20 protein-coding genes are annotated in these 19,709 nt (G+C 71.3%); 8 read left to right on the top strand and 12 right to left on the bottom strand.

The window, feature by feature from the left end:
• Positions 1–44: 44 nt before the first annotated feature.
• Both ERL55_RS01465 and ERL55_RS01460 read right to left on the bottom strand, forming a co-directional pair.
• Complete coding sequence (locus ERL55_RS01465; protein WP_129137147.1) at positions 45–617, bottom strand: aminoglycoside nucleotidyltransferase ANT(2'')-Ia; 573 nt, start codon at positions 615–617, stop codon at positions 45–47.
• 9 nt (positions 618–626) lie between these two features.
• A complete protein-coding gene (locus ERL55_RS01460) occupies positions 627–1,424 on the bottom strand; it encodes a sulfite exporter TauE/SafE family protein (protein WP_164972086.1) in 798 nt (265 codons plus the stop codon).
• A gap of 145 nt (positions 1,425–1,569) precedes the next feature.
• On the opposite strand from ERL55_RS01460, the gene ERL55_RS01455 reads away from it, so the two are divergent.
• The 3 genes from ERL55_RS01455 to bla all read left to right on the top strand — a co-directional run bounded on the left by ERL55_RS01455 (position 1,570) and on the right by bla (position 6,589).
• Complete coding sequence (locus ERL55_RS01455) at positions 1,570–3,477, top strand: lytic transglycosylase domain-containing protein (protein ID WP_241685806.1); 1,908 nt, start codon at positions 1,570–1,572, stop codon at positions 3,475–3,477.
• A 189-nt stretch (positions 3,478–3,666) separates the two neighbouring features.
• Positions 3,667–4,899, top strand: a complete 1,233-nt coding sequence (locus tag ERL55_RS01450; protein WP_129134842.1) for a multifunctional CCA addition/repair protein — start codon at positions 3,667–3,669, stop codon at positions 4,897–4,899.
• 817 nt (positions 4,900–5,716) lie between these two features.
• The gene (bla, locus tag ERL55_RS01445) at positions 5,717–6,589 is read left to right on the top strand and encodes a subclass B3 metallo-beta-lactamase (protein WP_129134841.1); all 873 of its coding nucleotides are present in this window, start codon (positions 5,717–5,719) and stop codon (positions 6,587–6,589) included.
• Between the two features lie 173 nt (positions 6,590–6,762).
• On the opposite strand, the gene ERL55_RS01440 is transcribed toward bla, so the two are convergent.
• The 5 genes from ERL55_RS01440 to ERL55_RS01420 form a co-directional block, all read right to left on the bottom strand.
• Positions 6,763–7,587, bottom strand: coding sequence for a DUF72 domain-containing protein (locus ERL55_RS01440; RefSeq protein WP_129137145.1), 825 nt, complete (start codon positions 7,585–7,587; stop codon positions 6,763–6,765).
• Between the two features lie 166 nt (positions 7,588–7,753).
• On the bottom strand, positions 7,754–8,782 hold the full coding sequence (locus tag ERL55_RS01435; protein ID WP_129134840.1) for a phosphotransferase: 1,029 nt from the start codon (positions 8,780–8,782) through the stop codon (positions 7,754–7,756).
• Positions 8,783–8,938: 156 nt separating this feature from the next.
• Positions 8,939–9,889 (bottom strand): IS481 family transposase, encoded by a 951-nt coding sequence (locus ERL55_RS01430; RefSeq protein ID WP_129134839.1) that lies wholly within the window; start codon positions 9,887–9,889, stop codon positions 8,939–8,941.
• An 83-nt stretch (positions 9,890–9,972) separates the two neighbouring features.
• The gene (locus ERL55_RS01425) at positions 9,973–10,380 is read right to left on the bottom strand and encodes a VanZ family protein (RefSeq protein WP_241685805.1); all 408 of its coding nucleotides are present in this window, start codon (positions 10,378–10,380) and stop codon (positions 9,973–9,975) included.
• Positions 10,377–11,567 carry an SAM-dependent methyltransferase gene (locus ERL55_RS01420; RefSeq protein ID WP_129134838.1) on the bottom strand — a complete coding sequence of 397 codons (1,191 nt, stop codon included), beginning with the start codon at positions 11,565–11,567 and terminating at the stop codon, positions 10,377–10,379. The genes ERL55_RS01425 and ERL55_RS01420 overlap by 4 nt, the downstream gene beginning before the upstream one ends.
• Positions 11,568–11,667: 100 nt before the next feature.
• Here ERL55_RS01420 and ERL55_RS01415 point away from each other — a divergent pair, with 100 nt between their 5' ends.
• A complete protein-coding gene (locus ERL55_RS01415; protein WP_129134837.1) occupies positions 11,668–12,417 on the top strand; it encodes a pteridine reductase in 750 nt (249 codons plus the stop codon).
• 126 nt (positions 12,418–12,543) lie between these two features.
• Here the strand turns inward: ERL55_RS01415 and ERL55_RS01410 are convergent, their stop codons facing one another.
• The 5 genes from ERL55_RS01410 to tsaD all read right to left on the bottom strand — a co-directional run bounded on the left by ERL55_RS01410 (position 12,544) and on the right by tsaD (position 17,021).
• Complete coding sequence (locus tag ERL55_RS01410) at positions 12,544–13,377, bottom strand: DUF6159 family protein (RefSeq protein ID WP_129134836.1); 834 nt, start codon at positions 13,375–13,377, stop codon at positions 12,544–12,546.
• A gap of 260 nt (positions 13,378–13,637) precedes the next feature.
• Positions 13,638–14,129 (bottom strand): 2-amino-4-hydroxy-6-hydroxymethyldihydropteridine diphosphokinase, encoded by a 492-nt coding sequence (gene folK / locus ERL55_RS01405; protein WP_129134835.1) that lies wholly within the window; start codon positions 14,127–14,129, stop codon positions 13,638–13,640.
• A gap of 56 nt (positions 14,130–14,185) precedes the next feature.
• Positions 14,186–15,508, bottom strand: a complete 1,323-nt coding sequence (locus ERL55_RS01400; protein WP_129134834.1) for a mechanosensitive ion channel domain-containing protein — start codon at positions 15,506–15,508, stop codon at positions 14,186–14,188.
• 44 nt (positions 15,509–15,552) lie between these two features.
• Positions 15,553–15,909 carry a dihydroneopterin aldolase gene (gene folB / locus ERL55_RS01395; RefSeq protein ID WP_129134833.1) on the bottom strand — a complete coding sequence of 119 codons (357 nt, stop codon included), beginning with the start codon at positions 15,907–15,909 and terminating at the stop codon, positions 15,553–15,555.
• Positions 15,910–15,974: 65 nt separating this feature from the next.
• Entirely contained in the window at positions 15,975–17,021 is a 1,047-nt protein-coding gene (gene tsaD / locus ERL55_RS01390; RefSeq protein WP_129134832.1) for a tRNA (adenosine(37)-N6)-threonylcarbamoyltransferase complex transferase subunit TsaD, read from the bottom strand.
• A 204-nt stretch (positions 17,022–17,225) separates the two neighbouring features.
• Between tsaD and rpsU the strand changes: the two genes are divergently transcribed.
• From rpsU to ERL55_RS01370, 4 genes are all read left to right on the top strand, one after another.
• Entirely contained in the window at positions 17,226–17,441 is a 216-nt protein-coding gene (gene rpsU, locus ERL55_RS01385) for a 30S ribosomal protein S21 (RefSeq protein WP_024889019.1), read from the top strand.
• A 151-nt stretch (positions 17,442–17,592) separates the two neighbouring features.
• Positions 17,593–18,039 (top strand): GatB/YqeY domain-containing protein, encoded by a 447-nt coding sequence (locus ERL55_RS01380; RefSeq protein ID WP_129134831.1) that lies wholly within the window; start codon positions 17,593–17,595, stop codon positions 18,037–18,039.
• Positions 18,039–18,530 carry a GNAT family N-acetyltransferase gene (locus ERL55_RS01375; RefSeq protein WP_129134830.1) on the top strand — a complete coding sequence of 164 codons (492 nt, stop codon included), beginning with the start codon at positions 18,039–18,041 and terminating at the stop codon, positions 18,528–18,530. The genes ERL55_RS01380 and ERL55_RS01375 overlap by 1 nt, the downstream gene beginning before the upstream one ends.
• A gap of 96 nt (positions 18,531–18,626) precedes the next feature.
• The gene (locus ERL55_RS01370) at positions 18,627–19,625 is read left to right on the top strand and encodes a YihY/virulence factor BrkB family protein (protein ID WP_129134829.1); all 999 of its coding nucleotides are present in this window, start codon (positions 18,627–18,629) and stop codon (positions 19,623–19,625) included.
• The last annotated feature ends 84 nt before the right edge of the window (positions 19,626–19,709 follow it).

Below are 19,709 nucleotides of genomic sequence, written 5' to 3'. Positions count from 1 at the left end.
GGCCGCCGCAATGGTCGTGCGCGGCCGGTTTCCGCCGCTGTACGTCAGTGGTCCTGCCGCGATGGGCTGTTCCGCCCGGCGTCGAAGTGCGCGCGCAACCGCGCCACCTCCGCAGCCCCGACTGCCGCGCAGGCGAGCCCGTACGAGTGCACGTGCCTGGCCGGCCACTGCGCCTGCGGCGACTCATCGGCGTAATGGAAGTAGTCCCACAGGATCGCCGCCCAGCTGTTGCAGCGCATGCGCAGGCCGGCCAGCGAGCCTTCGGTTGCATCCGGACAGGAGCCGGGCGGCGTGCCCTCCACCTCCCAGGCGGTGCCGGTCCAGTGCGCGGGCTCGCAGTCGAGCAGCACCCCGCCGCAGTCGGCAAGAAAGCCGTAACCGGTGATCTCGGTGACCTTCGCGCCAAGGCTTCCGATCAGTTCGACGAACTCGTCATGGCGCGCGGCCGGATACGTCAGGTCGAGATCGTCATGCGCGCGGGTGATGCGGCCCAGCCGCGCGTCGATGGCCCAGCCGCCGCCCAGCCAGACCGGCAGTTCACGCCGCGCGGCGGCCTCCAGCAGCCGCGCCAGCAGGTCGAGCTGCGCCTGGTTGCCGGAGTGTTCGCCGACCTGCATCACCGCCGGCTACCAGAGCACCAGGCTCAGGCCGACCAGGAACAGGAAGCCCGCGAACACGCGCTTGAGCGCGGCGCCGCTGATGGCATGCGCCAGCCGCGTGCCCAGCGGCGCGGCCAGGACCGAGGCCACCGCGACGCCGATCGCCGCAGGCAGATAGACGTAGCCGACCGCGTGCGCAGGCAGGGCGCCGGCGGGCGCCTGCAGGGCGTAGCCCGCGGCCGCCGACAGGCCGATGAACACGCCGCAGGCCGACGACGTGCCCACCGCGCGTACCGGGGCGACGCCCAGCCACACCAGCAGTGGCACGGTCATGCTGCCGCCGCCGATGCCGACCACCGCCGATACCGCGCCGATGCCGCCGCCGGCGGCCACCATCGGCGCACCGCGCGGCGCGATGTCGCCGCGGCCACTTCCCTTGCGCGCGCGCGACAGCGCCATCTGCGTGCCGACCACGAAGCAGTAGCCGGCCACGCACCACTTCAGCACCTCGCCATCCAGGCCGATCGCGAAGCGGCTGCCGAACCACGCACCCACCAGGATGCCGGGCACCAGCCACGCCACGGTCGACCACAGCACGCCGCCGCGGCGGTGGTGCGACCACGCCGACGACGTCGCGGTGAGGATGATGCTGGCCATCGAACTGGCGAGTGCCGCATGCATGGCCACCTCCCTGGGCACGCCATGCAACGGCAGGAACCACGCCAGCGCCGCCACCAGCACCAGCCCACCACCGATGCCGAGCAGCCCGGCAAGCACCCCGGCCACGGCGCCGAGCGCGAGGAAGAACAGCAGCATCGTCAGCATGTGGCACTCGTGGCAGCGGCGGTGCGCAGGAGGTTAGCCCAGCGCGCACGCGACGGTGCGTGTGCGCGGCATCAACGCGCTTCATCGCGGCTTGGCTATAGTCCGGCGGATGTCGCGCATCCCATGTTTACGTCATCCGTCCCGTGTGCTCGCGTTCGTCCTGCTGGCACTGTCCGTCACCGCAACGCATGCGCAACCGGCCGCCGATGCCGGGCTGCGGGGCGCGTTCGCAGCCGCCGCGCGTGGCCAGACCGTACCGGCGCACATGAGCGGCCATCCGGCCTACGGCTGGGTGGAGTTCACCGCCCTGCGCCGCAATCTCGCCACGCTGCCGGCGTCCCAGGCCGACGCCTTCATGCAGCGCTACCGCGGGCAGGCGGTGGCCGAGGTGTTCCGCGAGGAGTGGCTGCGTGCGCTGCACCGTCGCCAGGACTGGGCCGGGATCCGCGCGGCGTGGGCGCCCACCATCGACAACACCGCGCTGCGTTGCATCGAACTCGATGCCCGCCAGCGCCTGGGCGCGGCGGATGCCCGCTGGGACCAGGAGGTGGCGGCGATCTGGACCAGCAGCGGCAACTCGCTGCCCGACGAGTGCGATGCGCCGTTCGCGGCCGCCACCACGCGCGGCAGCCTGACCCCCGCGCTGCGCTGGCAGCGGCTGGAACTGGCCGCAGCGGAATGGAACCCGGCGGTGATGCGCAGCGCCGCAGCCGGGCTGTCCGGGGGCGAACGTGCGCTGGCCGAGGACTATGCCGCCTTCGTACAGGCGCCACACAACCGTGCGCTGCTGTGGCCGAAGACACCACGCAGCCGGTTGGTGGCTTCGCACGGACTGGCGAAGCTGGGGCGCGAGGACCCGGACGCCGCCGAAGCGCGACTGCCCGCACTCGCCCAGGCGCTGGGTTTCGACGACAGCGAACGCGGGCGCGTGCTGCACCAGATCGCGCTGTGGACGGTCGCGTCCTACCTGCCGCGCTCGGCCGAACGGCTCGCGGCAGTACCCATGGCCGCCTACGACGAGCGCCTGCACGAATGGCAGGTGCGCGAGGCGATCACCCGCTCCGACTGGAAGACCGCGCTCGCCGCGATCCAGCGCATGCCGCCGACGCAGCGCAATGATTCGCGCTGGACCTATTTCGCCGGGCGCATGCACGAATTGCTGGGCGAGGCGCAGGCCGCGCGCACGCAGCTTACGCGCGCCGCGGGCGAGGCCACCTTCCACGGTTTCCTGGCCGCCGACCGCCTGGGGCAACCGTATGCGCTGTGTCCCCTGGAACTGCCTGCCGACGCTGCCGCGCGCGCGCGCGTCGCCAACCGCCCGGAGATGGTGCGCGCGATGGCGCTGTTCGGCGCCGACCGCCCCGGCTGGGCGACGCGCGAATGGAACGCCGCGCTGGAGACCTTCAGCGATGCCGAGCGTCGCATCGCGGTGGCGGTGGCGCAGGACCACGGCTGGTTCGACCGCGCGGTGTTCTCGCTCGGCCGGCAGCCCGAGGAGACCCGCTATTACACGCTGCGCTTCCCGCTGCACCATGACGACCTGATCCGCGCAGAGGCGCGCCGCCACAACCTCGACCCGGCGTGGATCGCGGCCGAGATCCGCGCCGAGAGCACCTTCAACCCGCGCGCGCGTTCGCCCGCCGATGCACGCGGGCTGATGCAGGTGATCCCCGCCACCGGGCAGGCGGTGGCGCGGCGCCTGGGCGAGCCCTGGGGCGGCGCGGAGAGCCTCTACGACGCGGCAGTGTCGATCCGCCTGGGCACCGCCTACCTGCGCGAGATGAAGGAGCGCTATGGCCTGCCCTATGTCGCCATCGCCGCCTACAACGCCGGCCCCGCGCCGACGCGACGCTGGATGGAACAGCGCCCGGGCATGGACCCCGACCTGTGGATCGAGACCATCAGCTACCGCGAGACGCGCGAGTACGTGGCGCGCGTGCTGGCCTTCAGCGTGATCTACGACTGGCGGCTGCATGGCGCGGCGGTGCCGGTCAGCGAGCGCATGCAGGGTCGCGTGGACGCACCGCGCAAGCCGTTCGCGTGCCCGGCCTGAGCCATGCGATCGGCGGTAGCGCGCTTGCGCGCGAAGGAGCCTGCCGGAGAGCGACGTCGCTGCGAGAGGCCCGCACCCAGTGCTGCTCGCACAGGCTGCGCGCAGGCGCCCTGCGGGCCATGACCCGATCGCCCCGGTCGGGGCCATCGCCTAAGCTGTCGACCCGTTGAACGACCGGGACATCAGTCGATGAAGACCTATCTCGTCGGCGGCGCGGTGCGCGACCGCCTGCTGGGGTTGCCGCCGGGCGACCGCGACTTCGTCGTCGTCGGCAGCACGCCCGAAGCCATGGAGGCCGCGGGCTTCCGCCCGGTGGGGCGTGATTTCCCGGTGTTCCTGCATCCCGATACCGCTGAGGAACATGCGCTGGCGCGCACCGAGCGCAAGTCCGGGCGCGGCTATCGCGGCTTCGTGGTGCAGGCCGACGCATCGGTGACGCTGGAGCAGGACCTCGAACGCCGCGACTTCACCATCAACGCGATCGCCGAGGATGCCGACGGCCGCCTGGTGGATCCGTTCGGCGGCGCGCGCGACCTCGAGGCGCGGGTGCTGCGCCATGTCGGCCCGGCGTTCGTCGAGGATCCCCTGCGGGTACTGCGCGCCGCGCGCTTCATGGCGCGCTTCGCACCGCTGGGTTTCCGCGTGGCCGGGGAGACGCTGGCGCTCATGCGCGCAATGGCCGCCGGCGGCGAGCTTGCCGACCTGGTGCCCGAGCGCGTGTGGCAGGAACTGTCGCGTGCGCTCGCCTACGCACAGCCGTCCGCCTTCCTGCAGACGCTGCGCGACAGCGGCGCGCTCGCGGTGGTGCTGCCGGAGGTGGATGCGCTGTACGGCGTGCCGCAGCGCGCGGAATACCACCCCGAGATCGACACCGGCGTCCACACCGGGATGGTCTGCGACATGGCGGCGCAGCTTGCACCGGGGGATGCGGTGGTCGGGTTCGCGGCGATGACCCACGATCTCGGCAAGGCACTGACGCCGCCGGCGGAATGGCCGAAGCACATCGGCCACGAGCAGCGCGGGGTGAAACCGCTGCTGAGCCTGTGCGAGCGACTCAAGGTGCCGTCCGCGCATCGCGAGCTGGCGGTGATGGCCTGCCGCGAGCACCTCAACGTGCATCGCCTGTTCGAGCTGCGCGACCGCACCGTGCATACGCTGCTGGAGCGGTGCGATGCGTTCCGCAAGCCCGAGCGCATCGCCCGGCTGGCCACCGTCTGCGAGGCCGACAAGCGCGGCCGCCTGGGCCTGGAAGACGTGCCCTACCCGCAGGCGGGCGAACTGCTGCGCCTGCTGGACGCCGCCCGCGCGGTGCAGGCGCGCGACGTGGTGCGCGAGGGCATGACCGGACCCGCGATCGGCGAGGCCCTGGCGCGGGCCCGGGTCGCCGCGATCGGGCATGCGCGTGCACCGTCGCCAGCGTAGCGGGCGGCACCGCCGGGTCGGTCCCGATGCCGCCGGACCAATCACTGCCGGGCTGCTTCCGGGCTTTTCTCGCGATCGATGGAACATCGGTCCGGGTCGCGCACCTACGGCGACAGGGGATGTCCAGCCGGATATTTCCGCGTCCTGCTCCCACTGGCGTGGCGTCTTCCGGATCTTCTCCCGATCGAACGGGGCATCCGTGATGTCCCGGTAGCCCACCGCGGACGCAGGGGGATGTCCAGCCGGATATCTCCGCGTCCTGCTCCCACATCCGGCCGCCGGCCATCCATGGCCGGCTCTGGACATCCCCCTGCATCCACGGCGGGCCCGACCTGTCGTCGAGACGGGACGAAGATCAGGATCCAGGACGAAGACCCGCGCGGGTCGCGCTGTTGATCCCGGCACCGAAGCCCGCGGACGCCAGCGCCCGTCGCGTGCACCGGGGGGTGTGCTCCCAGCCGGCCATGGATGGCCGGTGGCCGGCCGTGGTAGCCGGACGCGGACTCCGGCCGGGGGAGCACGCCCCCCGGTGTGCGCGACGGGCAGCGCGGGCCACAACGAAGCGGCCCGCGGCCGCACGAACACCCGGCACGGTCGATTGCCCCGGAGCCTGCAGAAGCACCGTTCCCGAACGGAATGCGATTTCCCCCGCAATCACGCTGCGTGTCCAGACCGTCTTCGTTAACGACGCATGGATCGGTTTTCGGAAGGTCCTTCCGGGGCTGCTTTCGCGAATCTCCACCAGTCCCGGGATTGGCGACAGCAGTGCGCCGGTCGGCACACTGTGCACCTGACCCCGGCTCGGACCGATACACCCATGACCCTGCACCGCCTGTTCCCCGCATTCGCCTGCATCGCCCTGCTCGCACCCGCCAGTGCGCACGCGGCCGGACCCTTGCCACAGCTGCGTGCGTACGAGGTGCGCGAGGCCTGGCGGAAGCCGCTCGCGCCGGTGAGCATCGCGCAGAACACCTGGCAGATCGGTACCGCCGGCCTGAGCGCGCTGCTGGTGGCCGGCAACGACGGCGCGATCCTCATCGACGGCGGCATGCCGCAGGCCGCCGACCACCTGCTGGCCAACATCGCCGCGCTGGGGCTGCAGCCGTCGGACGTGAAGTGGATCGTGCACAGCCAGGCGCACGCGGACCATGTCGGCCCGCTGGCGGCGGTCAAGCGCGCCACCGGCGCGCGCGTGGCCAGCAATGCCGAGTCGGCCGCGCTGCTGGCACGTGGCGGCGCCGATGACCTGCATTTCGGCGACGGCATGCTCTATCACCCGCTGCAGGTCGACCGCCTGTTGCAGGACGGCGAAACCCTCACGCTCGGCGAACTGCAGCTGCAGGTGCATTTCACCCCCGGCCACACACCCGGCAGCATGAGCTGGAGCTGGACCGACATCGGCAGCGACGGCGCGCCGGTACGCATTGTCTATGCCGACAGCCTGAGCGCACCCGGCTACCGGCTGGTCGGAAACCCGCGCTACCCGCGCATCGTCGAGGACTTCCGCCGCAGCATCGCCACCCTGCGCGCCCTGCCCTGCGACCTGCTGCTGACACCGCACCCGGACGCCAGCGGCTGGCGTTATGACGCCACCCCCGCACGCGAGCGCGAACTCGACTGCCGCGGCTATGCGGACGCCGCCGGGGCCGCCCTCGACGCGCGGATCAACGGGGAACGTGCAGCGCGCTGAGGGCGGCAAAGCCGCCATCCGATAGCGGGCTGTACCGGACAGGCGGATCGATACGCCCATCGCGATGCTTCCGCCTTGTCCCGGCGACGGCGTGGGCCATGCCAGCCTGGCCCCTGCACGCGCGGCGCGCCGGGCTCATGTGGTCGCGCACGCGACCTGGCGGATCGCCGAGGCTACAGCCGCTGCTGCAGCGCCATGGCCGCGGCGGGGTTGCGCGCCTTGGCCGCGCCGATGAAGAACACGAACACCTCGCGCGGCGACGCCTTGCGCTTCGCGGCCGGCTCGACCCGCGGCAGGTCGTCGGGTTCCCCGCCGGCGGCCCAGGTGCGTGCGCGCTGCGCCCAGGCGTCAAGCTCGGCATCCGGATAGCCGTTGGCCACCTCGTCGCGGCTGTGCATCAGCCGCGCATAGACGAAGTCGCCGGTGATGTCGGCGAACGACGGATACGCCGGTGAATCGGTGAACACCGTAGCCACGCCCTGGTCGCGCGCGAGTGCCAGGTACTCCGCGCACATGAAGTCCGGGTTGCGCACCTCCAGCACATGCCGCAATGGCCTGCCGTCGAGCGTGCGCGGCAGCAGGTCGAGGAAGGCGGCGAGATCGTCGCGGTCGAACGCACGCCGCGGCGCCAGCTGCCACAGCAGCGGGCCCAGCCGGTCACCCAGCTCGGCGATGCCGCCGTGGATGAAGCCATCGATGCGTGCGCCGGTTTCCGCCAGCCGGCGTGATTCGACGATCTGCTTGGGTGCCTTCAGCGCGAACAGGAAGCCTTCCGGGGTTTCCGAGCGCCAGCGCGCGAACGTGGCCGGCTTCTGCGGCCCATAGAACGTGCCGTTGATCTCGATCGCGGTGACCTGGCGGCTGGCGAATTCCAGCTCGCGCCGCTGCACCAGGCCCTTCGGATAGAAGTTGTCGCGCCAGGGCACGAAGGTCCAGCCACCCATGCCGGTGCGGATGCCGTGCTTCGGCTGCGGGATGTTGCTAAAGAGATCGACCATCGTGGCCTCGCTACGGGCGTGTGTCGTCACGGACGATCGCGCACGGCCGGTGGCGGTGTCGTGCAGGGCGCCCGTGCGATCCGTTGCGCCACGCGTAAGGGGCCGGGCTGGCGCGTTCCTGTCGCCGCCCAACCTGATGGGCCCGCGCGGAATGCTGCCCCGCGGATTATGCGGACCTTGTTGCGCCGGCCAGCCGCGGCCGCACATGGCGGTCGAGCAGCACGCCCAGCGGTGCGAGTTCCGGATACTGCGGGATCACCACATCGAGATAGCCGAGGAAGCGCGGTGCGTCGACCAGGTATTTTGGCTTGCCATCGCGGTGGTGCAGCCGCGCGAAGATCCCCATGACCTTGAGGTGGCGCTGCACGCCGGTCAGCGCCGCATCGCGAAGGAAGCGTTCGCGCGCGGGCACCGGGAGGCCGGCGGCCAGCGCGCGCGCGTGGTAGCGCGCCAGCCAGCCTTCCACACGCGCTTCCGGCCAGCTGTGGAAGGCATCGCGCAGCAGGCATACCGGGTCGTAGGCGACGGGCCCGCGCACCGCATCCTGGAAATCGAGCACCGCCACGCCGTCGGCCACCGGCATCAGGTTGCGCAACATGTAGTCGCGGTGCACCAGCACCTGCGGCTGCGCCAGCATCGCGTCGACCAGTAGCGCCTTCACCCCGTCGAGCGCGGCGCGTTCGTCGGCATCGAGTTCAACGCCGAGGTGGCGGCCGAGGAACCAGTCGTCGAACAGCGCCAGTTCGCGCAGCAGCATCGGCGCGTCGTAGGCCGGCAGGTGCGCGGGCGGCGCGACCGCCTGCACGCGCAGCAGCTGGTCGAACGCGGCCTCCATCAGCGCATCGGCATCCAGCCGCGCCAGCGCCTGCAGGCAGGTGTCGCCGCCGAGGTCTTCCAGCAGCAGGAAGCCGGCGTCGACATCGCGCGCATCGACGCGCGGCACGCGCACACCGCCGGCGTCGAGCAGGTCACGCACCTCGAGCCACGGCCGCACGTCCTCGAGGTCGGGCGGCGAATCCATGACGATGCGGCCGGGGCCCGCGCCCCGGGTGCGCCAGTAGCTGCGGAAGCCCGCATCCATCGATGCGCGCTGCAGCTCCAGCGCCGGTTCACCGGTGGCCGCGCGCGTCCAGGCCAGTCGCTGCGTGGCGCGCAGCGCGTCGGGGATGGCGTGGACGATGGCGGGTGCGTGCATGGGGGGACAGGCGGCTGCAGGGCCGCGCAGCGTAGCAAGTCCGCGCGATCGCGGATGGGCGGGCGGACGCCCGGCGCGCCATGCGCAACCCGGGGTGCATCGCTGATGGCGGGCGACCTCGTGCCGCTGGTCCCCCGGCCGGCGCAAGCAGCCCGGCTAGCTGTGTAAACCCAGGACGTTGTTCAGTGGAAGCTGGATGCGGCTGATTGGGGGTTGGTAGCCAAGGCTGGCGTGCGGCCGGTGCCAGTTGTACTGGTGCAGCCAGCGAGGAAGAGCGTGCCGGCGCTGCTCCGAGCTGTCGTAGGAACAGGCATAGGCCCATTCGCGCAAAGCGGTCTGGACCAGGCGTTCGGCCTTGCCGTTGGTCCGCGGGGTGTAGGGTCGCGTGCGCAGATGGCGCAGGCCCAGGCGGCGCAGGAGCCGGCAGAAGCGCCGGGACTTGTAGCAGGCACCGTTGTCGGTCATCACCCGGGTGAAAGTGACTCCCAGACCGCGGTAGTAGCGCAAGGCTTGAAGCAGTGCGCGGCAAGCGCTGGATCCGCGCTCATCGCCTTCGATGGTGCCGAAGGCGACCCGTGAGTGATCGTCGATGGCAAGGTGGACGAACTCCCAGCCTGCGCCCTCGGACGCGCCTTGGCGATCGCCCGTGATCCGATGGCCAGGGCGCCAGAAGCGGCCCAGCTTCTTGATGTCCAGATGCAACAGGTCCCCGGCCTGGTGATACTCGTAGCGGTTATCCGGGCGCGCCGGCTCAAGCTCGGCCAGCCGGTGCAGCCCGGCGCGGCGCATCAGCCGGGCAATGGTGCTGAGGCCGACAGGCAAAGCCAATGAGATCTGGCGGTAGGTCTGACGCTGACGACGCAGAGCGGTCACCTCTGCGGCCACCGATGGCGGTGTGGCATGCGGGCACCGATGCGGTCGCGATGACCGATCATCCAAGCCGGCCCAGCCTTCCTCGCGAAAGCGGCGTAGCCACTTGTATGCGGTCCTGACGCTCACGCCCGCCGCGTGCGCAGCTTCCTCGACCCGCAGGCCTTGGTCGATCACCCGCTCCACCAGAAGGGCTCGACCGCGAGGCGTAAGACGGGCATGTTTATGCAGGTTCATCCGGGGCTCCTGGAGGGGTGGCTGATTCGCACCTCCAGTCTTCCGGGATCACCCCGGATGAACAACCTACTGAGAGATCACAGCTAGCGACGCCCGCCGTCGAACCGCAGCAGCGCATCGCGCCATGGCGTCAGCCGCGTTGCCAGCCCGGCGATGACGCCCAGGGTGTTGGCGAGTGCGTCGGCCGGATCCCCCATGCGGGTCGCGGTGAGGGTGCCCTGCGCGTATTCGATGCCGATGCCCAGCAGCACCAGGCCGATCCCGGCACCCAGCAGTGACGCCCAGCGCGCGTACAGCTGCACCGCGCCGATCGCCAGCACTGCATAGGCGAGGAAGTGGCCGAGCTTGTCGCTGTTGTCGACCGGCGGCAGCGGCGGCGCCGGCGACAGTGACGCCACCAGTACCGTGGCGATCGCCGCGATCCACAGCCCCGCCCACAGCCACGGGCGGCGGAACGGTTTCAGCGGGCGGCCCGGGCGCAGCCGGCTCACAGCCGGTGGCTCAGGTCACCGGCGAGGAAAGCGTGGTCGAGGTCGACGTCGCGGGCGAAACCCATCACCTGGAAGCGCTCGCCCATCGCGTCGGGATGGGTCAGCTGCTTGACCTCCTGGCGCAGCCGGTAGCGCGCGGCCTCGTCGCCGGCCTCCGCCTCGAGGTCGACCAGCAGGCGGTCGATGCCGTTGCCGAGCAGGAAGCTGGCCTGGTTGCAGTAGCCGGCGAAATCGAAGCCGGCCCCGGTGCCGGCCTCGGCCAGCGCAGTGAAATCCACCGACGCGGTGAGGTCCTGCAATCCCGGACGCGCCAGCACATCGCTGCCCACGCGGTGGCGGCTGAACGCGCGCAGCGTGCCGTCGCGGCGCTCGGGGCGGTAGTAGTCGCGGCGCGCGTGGCCGTAGTCCACGAACAGCATCGCGCCGGCATCCAGCCCGCCGATCACCGCCTGGATCCAGTACGGCAGTTGCGGCAGCAGTTCGGAGCGGTAGCCCTCGGCGAACGGGGTGTCCAGCTGGCGTTCGACATGGCGCACGGCCGCGGCGAGCAGCGCATCCGCCGGGCGGTCGGTGATGGCGAATGCGCCGTCCGCATCGACCGTGACGTGCTCCTCGAAGACTTCACCGTCGCGGATGGTGAAGCGCGGTGTTGGCAGCGCGTCGATCACCTCGTTGGCGAACAGCACGCCGCGCCACGGCTCCTGCAGCGGGCCGTCGAGCCAGGCCACGCGCGCGAATGCCTCGGCAGGCAGCACGCGCTGCAGGTGGTCGCGCTGGCGCTCGCGCAGGTCCGCGCTGGGCTCGAGGATGGCGTAGCGCGCGGGCAGCGTGTCGAGCGCGACCAGGCGACGGATCGCGTGTTCGGCGAAACGGCCGCTGCCGCCGCCGATCTCGACGAACTGGGCATCGGCGCCGAGCTGGCGCAGTACCGGTGCCAGCGCATCGGCCACCGCCCCGGCGAACAGCGTGCCCAGTTCCGGTGCGGTGACGAAATCGCCCTCGGCGCCGAACTTGGCCATGCCGGCGCTGTAATACCCCAGGCCGGGCGTGTACAGCGCCAGCTCCATGAAGCGGTAGAACGGGATCGCACGGCCCGGCGTGGCGTGGATCTCGTCGCGGATCAGTCCCTGCAGCCGGGCGCTGAGCGCGAGGGCGGCGTCGGGCAGGTGGGCGTGCAGGTCTGGCATCGGCTGGCTTCACGAAGGCGGGCTACAGGATAAGCGAGGCCGCCTGCACGCCCGCCGGACGGGCGGTTATGGTGTCGGGCCGTCGCCGCTGCCGATCGCCATGACCGACCGCCCCGCCCCCGTCGCCCTCGTCACCGGCAGCGCGCACCGCCTCGGCAATGCGATCGCCCGGCGCCTGCATGCGGCCGGCTACGACCTCGCCCTGCACTACCGCAGCCAGCGGCCGGAGCTGGACACGCTGCTGGCCGACCTGGAAGCCGCACGTCCGGGCAGCACGCTCGCGCTGCAGGCGGAACTGGCCGACACCGGGCGCCTGCCCGCGCTGGTCGAGAAGACAGTGGCGCGCTTCGGTCGCCTCGATGCGCTGGTCAACAACGCCTCGTCCTACTTCGCCACGCCGCTGGCTGCGGCCACCACAGGCGACTGGGACCGGCTGTTCGCCAGCAACGCGCAGGCGCCGTTCTTCCTTGCCCAGGCGGCGGCACCGCACCTGCGCGCGGCCCGCGGCGCGATCGTCAACATGACCGACATCTACGCCCGCCATCCGCGCGCCGACCACGCGCTGTACTGCATGGCCAAGGCGGCGCTGGAAGCGGCGACGCGCTCGCTGGCGCTGGACCTGGCACCGCAGGTGCGGGTCAACAGCGTGGCCCCCGGCGCGATCCTCTGGGGCGACGGTGCCGGCGATGACGACCCCGCACGCCAGCAGTCGATGCTCGCGCGCACGCCGCTGGCGCGCACCGGCACCCCCGACGAGGTCGCCGGCGCGGTGCTGTGGCTGCTGCGCGACGCGACCTATCTGACCGGCGAGAGCCTGCGCGTGGACGGCGGGCGGCTGGTCGCCGGCTGAGGCCACGGCCTGCGAAGGCAGGCCCGCGGGTGACGCGCGGGAGCCACCTGCGGGCGCGGCCGGTGGGAGCGGCCTTCATCGCGATCTGCCAGCCGCGCGCGACGCACGGCCCGCCGGCACAGACACTCAGCCGCGCGCGCGGAACGCCTGCTCCAGGGCTGCCGGCTGGAAGCCAGCGGGCGCCTCGCCGGTGTTGGCATAGCGGTAGAGCACCGCCGAATACACGCCGCCCAGCGCCGACTGCACCACGCCCAGCAGCAGCACCGCGATCGCGAACAGCCCGCCCACCAGGATCGCCAGGCCCAGCCAGGCCTTGGCCGCCAGCACCGTCAGCGCGATGCCGGCAACGATCGTGACCGTGCTGATCAGGCCGAACGCGGCCCCGATGCCGACGTTGCCGATGGCGTTCTCGCCCCAGGTGCGCTTGAGCAGGCGCACGCTTTCCTTCAGTGCCTCGATCGGCCCGACATCACGGCTGACCAGCACCGGCACCACCAGGAACGTGGCCAGGGTCCACGCCGCGCCGAGCAGGCCGCCGAACAGGCGGACGAGCACGTTGCCCTCGCGGTTGCGCAGCGACTGCAGCAGCACGCCCACGGTCGCGGCGATCGCCGCATAGCCCAGGATCGCCGGCAGTCGCGCGCGGGCCGCGCGCAGGCCGTCACCCAGGCCCGGATCGCCGCCGTCGAGGCGGATCATCGCCGCCGCCACCAGCGCGCAATTGAAGAAGATGATCACGCTGTACTGGCAGAAGTAGAACAGCAGCCCGACCGCGATCGCGCCGAAGCCCCAGCTGCCGGAGAAGCCACCGAACACCGACATCGGCAGCAGGAACGTCGCCAGCACCACCAGCGTGCACATGCCCGAGATCACCGGGAACAGCATCAGCTCCTTGTCGGAACGCAGCACCGCCGCGCTCGCCTTCACCAGCGCCCAGCTGCGCTGAAACTTCTCCAGCATGGCCCACCTCCATCTGTCGACGTACGGAAATCCTGCGCCGGTGCCGCCAGCACGGGCAAGCGCCGGAAGTCACCAGGACGATGGCGCGCGGGCGATGTGACCGCGATCATCCGCGTGTGCGCGACATCGCGCGGACACGCGCACGCTGCAGCCCGCATGCACACACGCCCTGTCCCGCGCCCCCGGTGGCCGCGTATACGGATGCGGCCTGGCCTATCCGGCTGCGGCGAGCGCAACGCCCGCCACGTGCGGCGTACCGTTCATGCGGGCAGCACCACCGGTTCCATCGCCAGCCCGCGTTCGGACGAGTCGTTCCACAGCGCGGCCAGCGTGCGCCCGCTCACCGGCTCGACGATATCCGGCGCGATTTCCGCCAGCGGCCGCAGCACGAAGGCGTGGCGCAGGTCCGACCGCGGCAGCCGCAGCCGCCCCGGCCCGGCGATCACCAGGTCGTCGAACAGCACGATGTCGATGTCGAGGTTGCGGTTGCCGTAGCGCGGGCCACTGCGGTCGCGGCCGTGCGCGTCCTCCAGTGCATGCAGCCAGGCGTCGAGCGCGTGCACGTCGAGCGTGGTGCGCAGGACGGCGGCGGCGTTGACGAAATCCGGCCCGTCGAAGCCCACCGCGCGGGTGCGGTAGAACGTGGACAGCACCACGTCGCCGAACTCCGCACGCAGTGCGCGCACCGCGGCGGCGAGGTGACGCTCGGGTTCGACGTTGCTGCCGAGGCTCAGGCAGGCGAGATGCGGCATGGGGCGCTCCGGATCGGGGCGCCATGATCGCGCAGCGGCGGCGCGGGCGCGATGCCTCAGCGGTCCCCGGCTGCATCCAGCGGGGGTTGCGCCGGCGCGAACGCCCGCGCCGGCCGTGCCGCATCACCGTCACCGTCGAGCTGGCGCAGCCGCACTTCCACCGCGGCATCGCTGTGGGCCTGGAACACGCTCAGCCCGAACTCCGGAAGGATCGCCAGCAGATGGTCGAAGATGTCGGACTGGATGCCCTCGTAGACGGCCCAGCGGGTGTCGGCGGTGAAGCAGTAGATCTCCAGCGGCAGCCCGGCCTCGGTCGGCTGCAGCTGCCGGACCAGCAGGGTGAGCTCCTGGTTGATGCCGGAGTGATGGCGCAGGTAGTGCTCGACGTAGGCGCGGAAGGTCCCGAGGTTGGTCACCCGGCGATGGTTGACCGGCTCGGCACCGCGCCCGGCCAGGGTCGCGTTCCACTCGCGCAGCTCCTGCTCCTTGCGATCGAGATAGTCGTCGAGAAGGTTGAAGCGGCGGAAGCGCGCGATCTCGTCGGGCTCCAGGAAGCGCACGCTGCGCTGGTCGAGATGCAGTGCACGCTTGATCCGGCGGCCGCCGCCTTCCGACATCTGCCGCCAGTTCTTGAACGCGTCGCTGACCAGCTTCTTGGTCGGCACCGTGGTCACGGTGCGGTCCCAGTTGCGCACGGTGATGGTGTGCAGCGCGATGTCGATGACGTCGCCGTCGGCATCCTGGCTGGGCATCTCGATCCAGTCGCCGATGCGCACACGGCCGTCGTTACTGATCTGCACGCTGGCCACCAGCGACAGGATGGTGTCCTGGAAGATCAGCAGCAGCACCGCGGTCATCGCGCCCAGGCCGGTGACGATGTGCAGGAATTCCGCACCGATCAGCGTGGCCACCACGGAGATGCCGACCAGCACGAACATGATGATCTTGGCGACCTGGAAATAACCCTTGATCGGCCGGTTGTGCGCGTCGGGGCGTCGCTCGTAGGTCCGGTTGATGGCGTCGAGCACCTTCGACACCGCCAGCGCGATGGTCACCACCACGAACACCTGGCACAGCGCCTTGACCACCCCGACCAGCTGCGGCGGCAGGTCGGGCACCAGCGAGATGCCGGCCGAGATCACCAGCGCCGGCACCACGTTGGCCAGCCGCGGGATCACCTGCAGGCGCACCTGCTGGTCGTGCTGCGCGCCGCCCAGCGCGGTGCGCTGCAGCAGCTGTCCCAGGCCACGCAGCAGGATCCGCTTGGTGAGGAAGTTGGCCAACCAGGCCAGCAGCAGCAGGCCGGCGAGCACGGTCACGGTGTAGGCCCACGGGTACGGCGCAAGCGCGTCGTTGAGGCGTTCGAGCTGGGATTGCATGGGGTCGGGTCCTCCGGGGTGCGCCAGCACCGGAAGTCCCTGTATCAGGCCTGCCGGCTGCGTTCGATGATGACGCCGACCGCGCGCGCACCACGCACCGCACCCGGCTTGCTGAGCTTCAAGCGTAACCAGTCGACCTTGAACTCATCGAGCACGATCGCCGCACACCGTTCCGCCAGGGTTTCCACCAGCCCGAATTCCGAGGCCTGCACGTACGCGATCAGCCGCTTGCTGACCGCCTTGTAGTTGAGCGTGTGGGTGATGTCGTCACTGGCGGCGGGCACGCGGTTGTCGAAGCCCATCTCGAGGTCGAACACCAGCGTCTGCCGGATCCGCCGTTCCCAGTCGTAGATGCCGATGAGCGCCTCGATCTCGAGGCCTTCGATGAAGACTTTGTCCATGGCGGCGTGCGGTGTGCGGCGGCGGGATGGCACAGCTTAGCCGCTGCGTCCCGGGCCCCGTCGCGTCAGGCCGCCAGCGGCGACAGCGTCGCCATGTCCCAGCGCGGGACCGCGCGCACGCTGGCGTCATCGTGCTGGCCGGCCTGCAGGCGCAGCGCGCCGGCGAAGGCGATCATCGCGCCGTTGTCGGTGCACAGCGCCGGACGCGGGAAGCAGGCACGACCGCCGCGTTGCGCGCACATCGCGGTGAGGCGTTCGCGCAAGCGGCGGTTGGCACCGACGCCGCCGGCGACCACCAGGGTGTCGCTGCCGGCGGCATCGAGCGCGCGCGCGCACTTGATCGCCAGCGTGTCCACCACCGCGTCCTCGAAGCCGCGCGCGATGTCGGCGCGGGTGGCATCGGTCTGGTCGCTGTCGCGCCACGCCAGCAGCACCTGGGTCTTGAGGCCGCTGAAACTGAAATCGAGCCCGGGGCGATCGGTCATCGGCCGCGAGAAGCGGTACGCGCCGGGGGTGCCGGGCGCCTTGTCGGATTGCGCGGCCAGCGCCGCGAGCTGCGGCCCGCCGGGATACGGCAGGCCCATCAGCTTGGCGGTCTTGTCGAAGGCCTCGCCGGCGGCGTCGTCGAGCGTCTCGCCGAGCAGCCGGTAACGGCCGATCGCCTCCACCGCCACCAGCTGGGTGTGCCCGCCGGACACCAGCAGGGCGACGAACGGCGGCGCCGGTGGGTCGTCCTCGATCAGCGGCGCCAGCAGATGGCCTTCCATGTGGTGCACGCCGATCGCCGGGATGTCGAGCGCCCAGGCCAGCGACCGCGCCACCCCGGCGCCGACCAGTAGTGCGCCCACCAGCCCGGGGCCGGCGGTATAGGCCACGCCATCGAGGTCGGCGGGTGTCATCCCGGCCTGCGCCAGCGTCTCGCGGATCAGCGGCACCAGCTTGCGCACATGGTCGCGGCTGGCCAGTTCCGGCACCACGCCGCCGTATTCGGCATGCAGCGCGATCTGGCTGTACAGCGCCTGCGCCCTGAGCGCCGCGGCGCCGCCCAGGGCGGTGTCGTAGACCGCAACGCCGGTCTCGTCGCAGGAGGTTTCGATGCCGAGCACGCGCATGGGAGTCAGGTCCGGGTCGGTCGGCCAGCGGGGGCCGGGAGGCGGATCAGGCCCGATCACGCCGGATTGCAGGCCCATCTTGCAGGCGGCCACGCAGGCCCGGTATCATACGCGGCTCTCCCGCCGGGGTGGCGTGCCTATGCGCCCCGCGACGGCCGGGATGCCGGCCCCGCCGGCCGGTCACCCACTTTCCCAGAGATCCCTATGCCAAGCGTCAAAGTCCGCGAAAACGAGCCGTTCGAGTTTGCCCTCCGCCGCTTCAAGCGTACCTGCGAGAAGGCCGGTGTGCTGGCCGAAACGCGCAAGCGCGAGTACTACGAGAAGCCGACGCAGGAGCGCAAGCGCAAGGCCGCAGCCGCGGTGAAGCGCCAGGCCCGTCGCGTGTCGCGCGACGTCACCAAGCGCCAGCGCCTGTACTGAGTCGTCGGCTGCCGGTCGCGGCGCGGTCTTCCGCGCGCACCGGCCGCTGCCAGAAGCCGGCACGCGCAAGCGTGACCGGCTTTTCTGCGTTCCTGCCGCCCACACCCGGCGCGGCCGCCCCCTGCCCCCGATGCCCGATGGAGCCCCGCCCATGACCCTCAAGCAACGACTCACCGACGACATGAAGGCCGCGATGAAGTCCGGCGACAAGGCCAGCCTCGGCGTGATCCGGCTGATCAACGCCGCGATCAAGCAGCGCGAAGTGGACGAGCGCATCGAGCTCGACGACGCCGCGGTGCTGGCGGTGCTGGAGAAGATGGTCAAGCAGCGCAAGGACTCGGTGACCCAGTACGAGGCCGCCGCCCGCGAGGACCTGGCCGCCATCGAGCGTGCCGAGATCGTGGTCATCGAACGCTACCTGCCGGAGAAGCTCGGCGAGGCGGAGATCCTGGCCGCGATCGATGCCGCCATCGCGCAGACCGGTGCCGCCGGCGCCGCCGACATGGGCAAGCTGATGGGCGTGCTGAAGCCGCAGCTGGCGGGCCAGGCCGACATGGGCGAGGTCTCGAAGCTGGTCAAGCAGAAGCTGGCCGGTTGATGGCGGCCGACGCCGCCAGCCTGCGCCCCGCCACGCGCGCCGACGTCGGCCTGCTGCTGGCCTTCATCCACGAGCTCGGCGACTTCGAACGCCTGGCCCACGAGGTGGTCGTCGACGAAACTGTGCTGGCCGACAGCCTGTTCGGCGCACGCCCGGCGGCGGAAGCGGTGATCGCCGAAGTCGATGGCGCGCCGGCGGGCTTCGCGCTGTTCTTCCACAACTTCTCGACCTTCCATGGCCGCCGCGGCCTGTACCTGGAAGACCTCTACGTGCGCCCGGCCTTCCGTGCGCGCGGCATCGGCCGCCAGCTGATGCGCCATCTCGCGCGCACCGCGGTCGAGCACGGCTGCGCGCGTTTCGAATGGTCGGTGCTGGACTGGAACACCGACGCGATCGCGTTCTATCGCGAGCTGGGTGCGGTGGGCCTCGACGGCTGGACGGTCCAGCGCGTCGACGGCGACGCCCTGCAGCGGCTGGCCGCCGCGGCCTGACGGGGTCAGGGCACGCGCCCCGGTGCGTGCGCACCTACACGGCGCACGCACGCGCGTCCTTGGCATCCTCGCGGCGACGTCGCTTTCCCGGTCGCCATGTCCGACACCCGCGCCAAGTTCAAACGCCAGTTCGAGCGCCTGCAGCACAGCCTGCCGGTGGCGCTGGCGCGGCGCTTCATCGAGATCGACCTGCTCACCCAGGCGGCATCGCTGTCGTTCTTCGCGCTGCTGTCGCTGGCGCCGCTGCTGGTGCTGCTGCTGTGGCTGGCGGCCTCGCTGTACCCGGAAGCGCAGGACCAGCTGATCGAACAGCTCGGCGCGATCGCCGGCAGCAGCGCGCAGGAAGTCGCCGGCACGGTGCTGCGCAACGCCCGCGAGCAGCCGGACATCGGCTCGCTGGCCGGGCTGTGGAGCACGCTGCTGCTGTTCATCGGCGCCACCACGGTGTTCGCGCGCCTGCAGGGCACGCTCAACCTGATCTTCCACACCAGCGGGCAGACGCTCGGCGGCATCGTCGCGTTCCTGCGCAAGCGGGTGTTCTCGTTCGGCGTGGTGTTCGCGCTCGGCTTCCTGGTGATCGTGTCGACGGTGCTGTCGGCGATCATCGAATGGGTGTTCGCCGGGGTGCCCAGCCTGCTGCCGCTGATGGGCATCGTCATCTCGCTGGCGATCTACGCCTTCGCGTTCGCGCTGCTCTACCACTACCTGCCCGATCGCCGGGTGCGCTGGCAGCAGGCGTTCCTGGGCGGGCTGATCACCGCCGCGCTGTTCATGCTCGGGCGCTGGGCCATCGGCATGTACATGGCGCGCGCGGCGCCCGGCAGCGCGTACGGGTCGATGGGTACGCTGGTGATCCTGCTGGTATGGATGTACTACGCGGCGATGGTGTTCTTCGTCGGCGCACTGATCACCGCGGTCATCGACGAACGCGCGCAGATCCGCTGCGGGGAGATGCCGCCCGAGCACGAGGACTGCTGGCCCGAGGACGCGGCGCGGCGCGGCGAACAGGCCGAGCCGCAGGTGTACCCGACGACGCTGGCGGTCGAACCGGGCGCGAGGCCGCCCGTTGCTTCGCCGCCGGATCGCACGCCGTAGCCGCGACACCGCCGCTGGGCTGCTGCGGCATGGGGACAGCGACCGCCGCAGGCCGGTGATCCGGGGGCGGCGGCATACACTAGC

The organism is Luteimonas sp. YGD11-2 (assembly GCF_004118975.1).
GTDB classification, from domain to species: domain Bacteria; phylum Pseudomonadota; class Gammaproteobacteria; order Xanthomonadales; family Xanthomonadaceae; genus Luteimonas; species Luteimonas muca.
The sequence above is the reverse complement of the archived record's forward strand: the minus strand, read 5'-3'. Positions and strand labels throughout refer to the sequence as shown.

Coding starts and splice junctions, on each gene's coding strand:
- ERL55_RS01465 (WP_129137147.1), bottom strand. CDS start 617: ATGCAGGTCGGCGAACACTCCGGCAACCAGGCGCAGCTCGACCTGCTG.
- ERL55_RS01460 (WP_164972086.1), bottom strand. CDS start 1,424: ATGCTGACGATGCTGCTGTTCTTCCTCGCGCTCGGCGCCGTGGCCGGG.
- ERL55_RS01450 (WP_129134842.1), top strand. CDS start 3,667: ATGAAGACCTATCTCGTCGGCGGCGCGGTGCGCGACCGCCTGCTGGGG.
- bla (WP_129134841.1), top strand. CDS start 5,717: ATGACCCTGCACCGCCTGTTCCCCGCATTCGCCTGCATCGCCCTGCTC.
- ERL55_RS01440 (WP_129137145.1), bottom strand. CDS start 7,587: ATGGTCGATCTCTTTAGCAACATCCCGCAGCCGAAGCACGGCATCCGC.
- ERL55_RS01435 (WP_129134840.1), bottom strand. CDS start 8,782: ATGCACGCACCCGCCATCGTCCACGCCATCCCCGACGCGCTGCGCGCC.
- ERL55_RS01430 (WP_129134839.1), bottom strand. CDS start 9,889: ATGAACCTGCATAAACATGCCCGTCTTACGCCTCGCGGTCGAGCCCTT.
- ERL55_RS01420 (WP_129134838.1), bottom strand. CDS start 11,567: ATGCCAGACCTGCACGCCCACCTGCCCGACGCCGCCCTCGCGCTCAGC.
- ERL55_RS01415 (WP_129134837.1), top strand. CDS start 11,668: ATGACCGACCGCCCCGCCCCCGTCGCCCTCGTCACCGGCAGCGCGCAC.
- ERL55_RS01410 (WP_129134836.1), bottom strand. CDS start 13,377: ATGCTGGAGAAGTTTCAGCGCAGCTGGGCGCTGGTGAAGGCGAGCGCG.
- folK (WP_129134835.1), bottom strand. CDS start 14,129: ATGCCGCATCTCGCCTGCCTGAGCCTCGGCAGCAACGTCGAACCCGAG.
- ERL55_RS01400 (WP_129134834.1), bottom strand. CDS start 15,508: ATGCAATCCCAGCTCGAACGCCTCAACGACGCGCTTGCGCCGTACCCG.
- folB (WP_129134833.1), bottom strand. CDS start 15,909: ATGGACAAAGTCTTCATCGAAGGCCTCGAGATCGAGGCGCTCATCGGC.
- tsaD (WP_129134832.1), bottom strand. CDS start 17,021: ATGCGCGTGCTCGGCATCGAAACCTCCTGCGACGAGACCGGCGTTGCG.
- rpsU (WP_024889019.1), top strand. CDS start 17,226: ATGCCAAGCGTCAAAGTCCGCGAAAACGAGCCGTTCGAGTTTGCCCTC.
- ERL55_RS01380 (WP_129134831.1), top strand. CDS start 17,593: ATGACCCTCAAGCAACGACTCACCGACGACATGAAGGCCGCGATGAAG.
- ERL55_RS01375 (WP_129134830.1), top strand. CDS start 18,039: ATGGCGGCCGACGCCGCCAGCCTGCGCCCCGCCACGCGCGCCGACGTC.
- ERL55_RS01370 (WP_129134829.1), top strand. CDS start 18,627: ATGTCCGACACCCGCGCCAAGTTCAAACGCCAGTTCGAGCGCCTGCAG.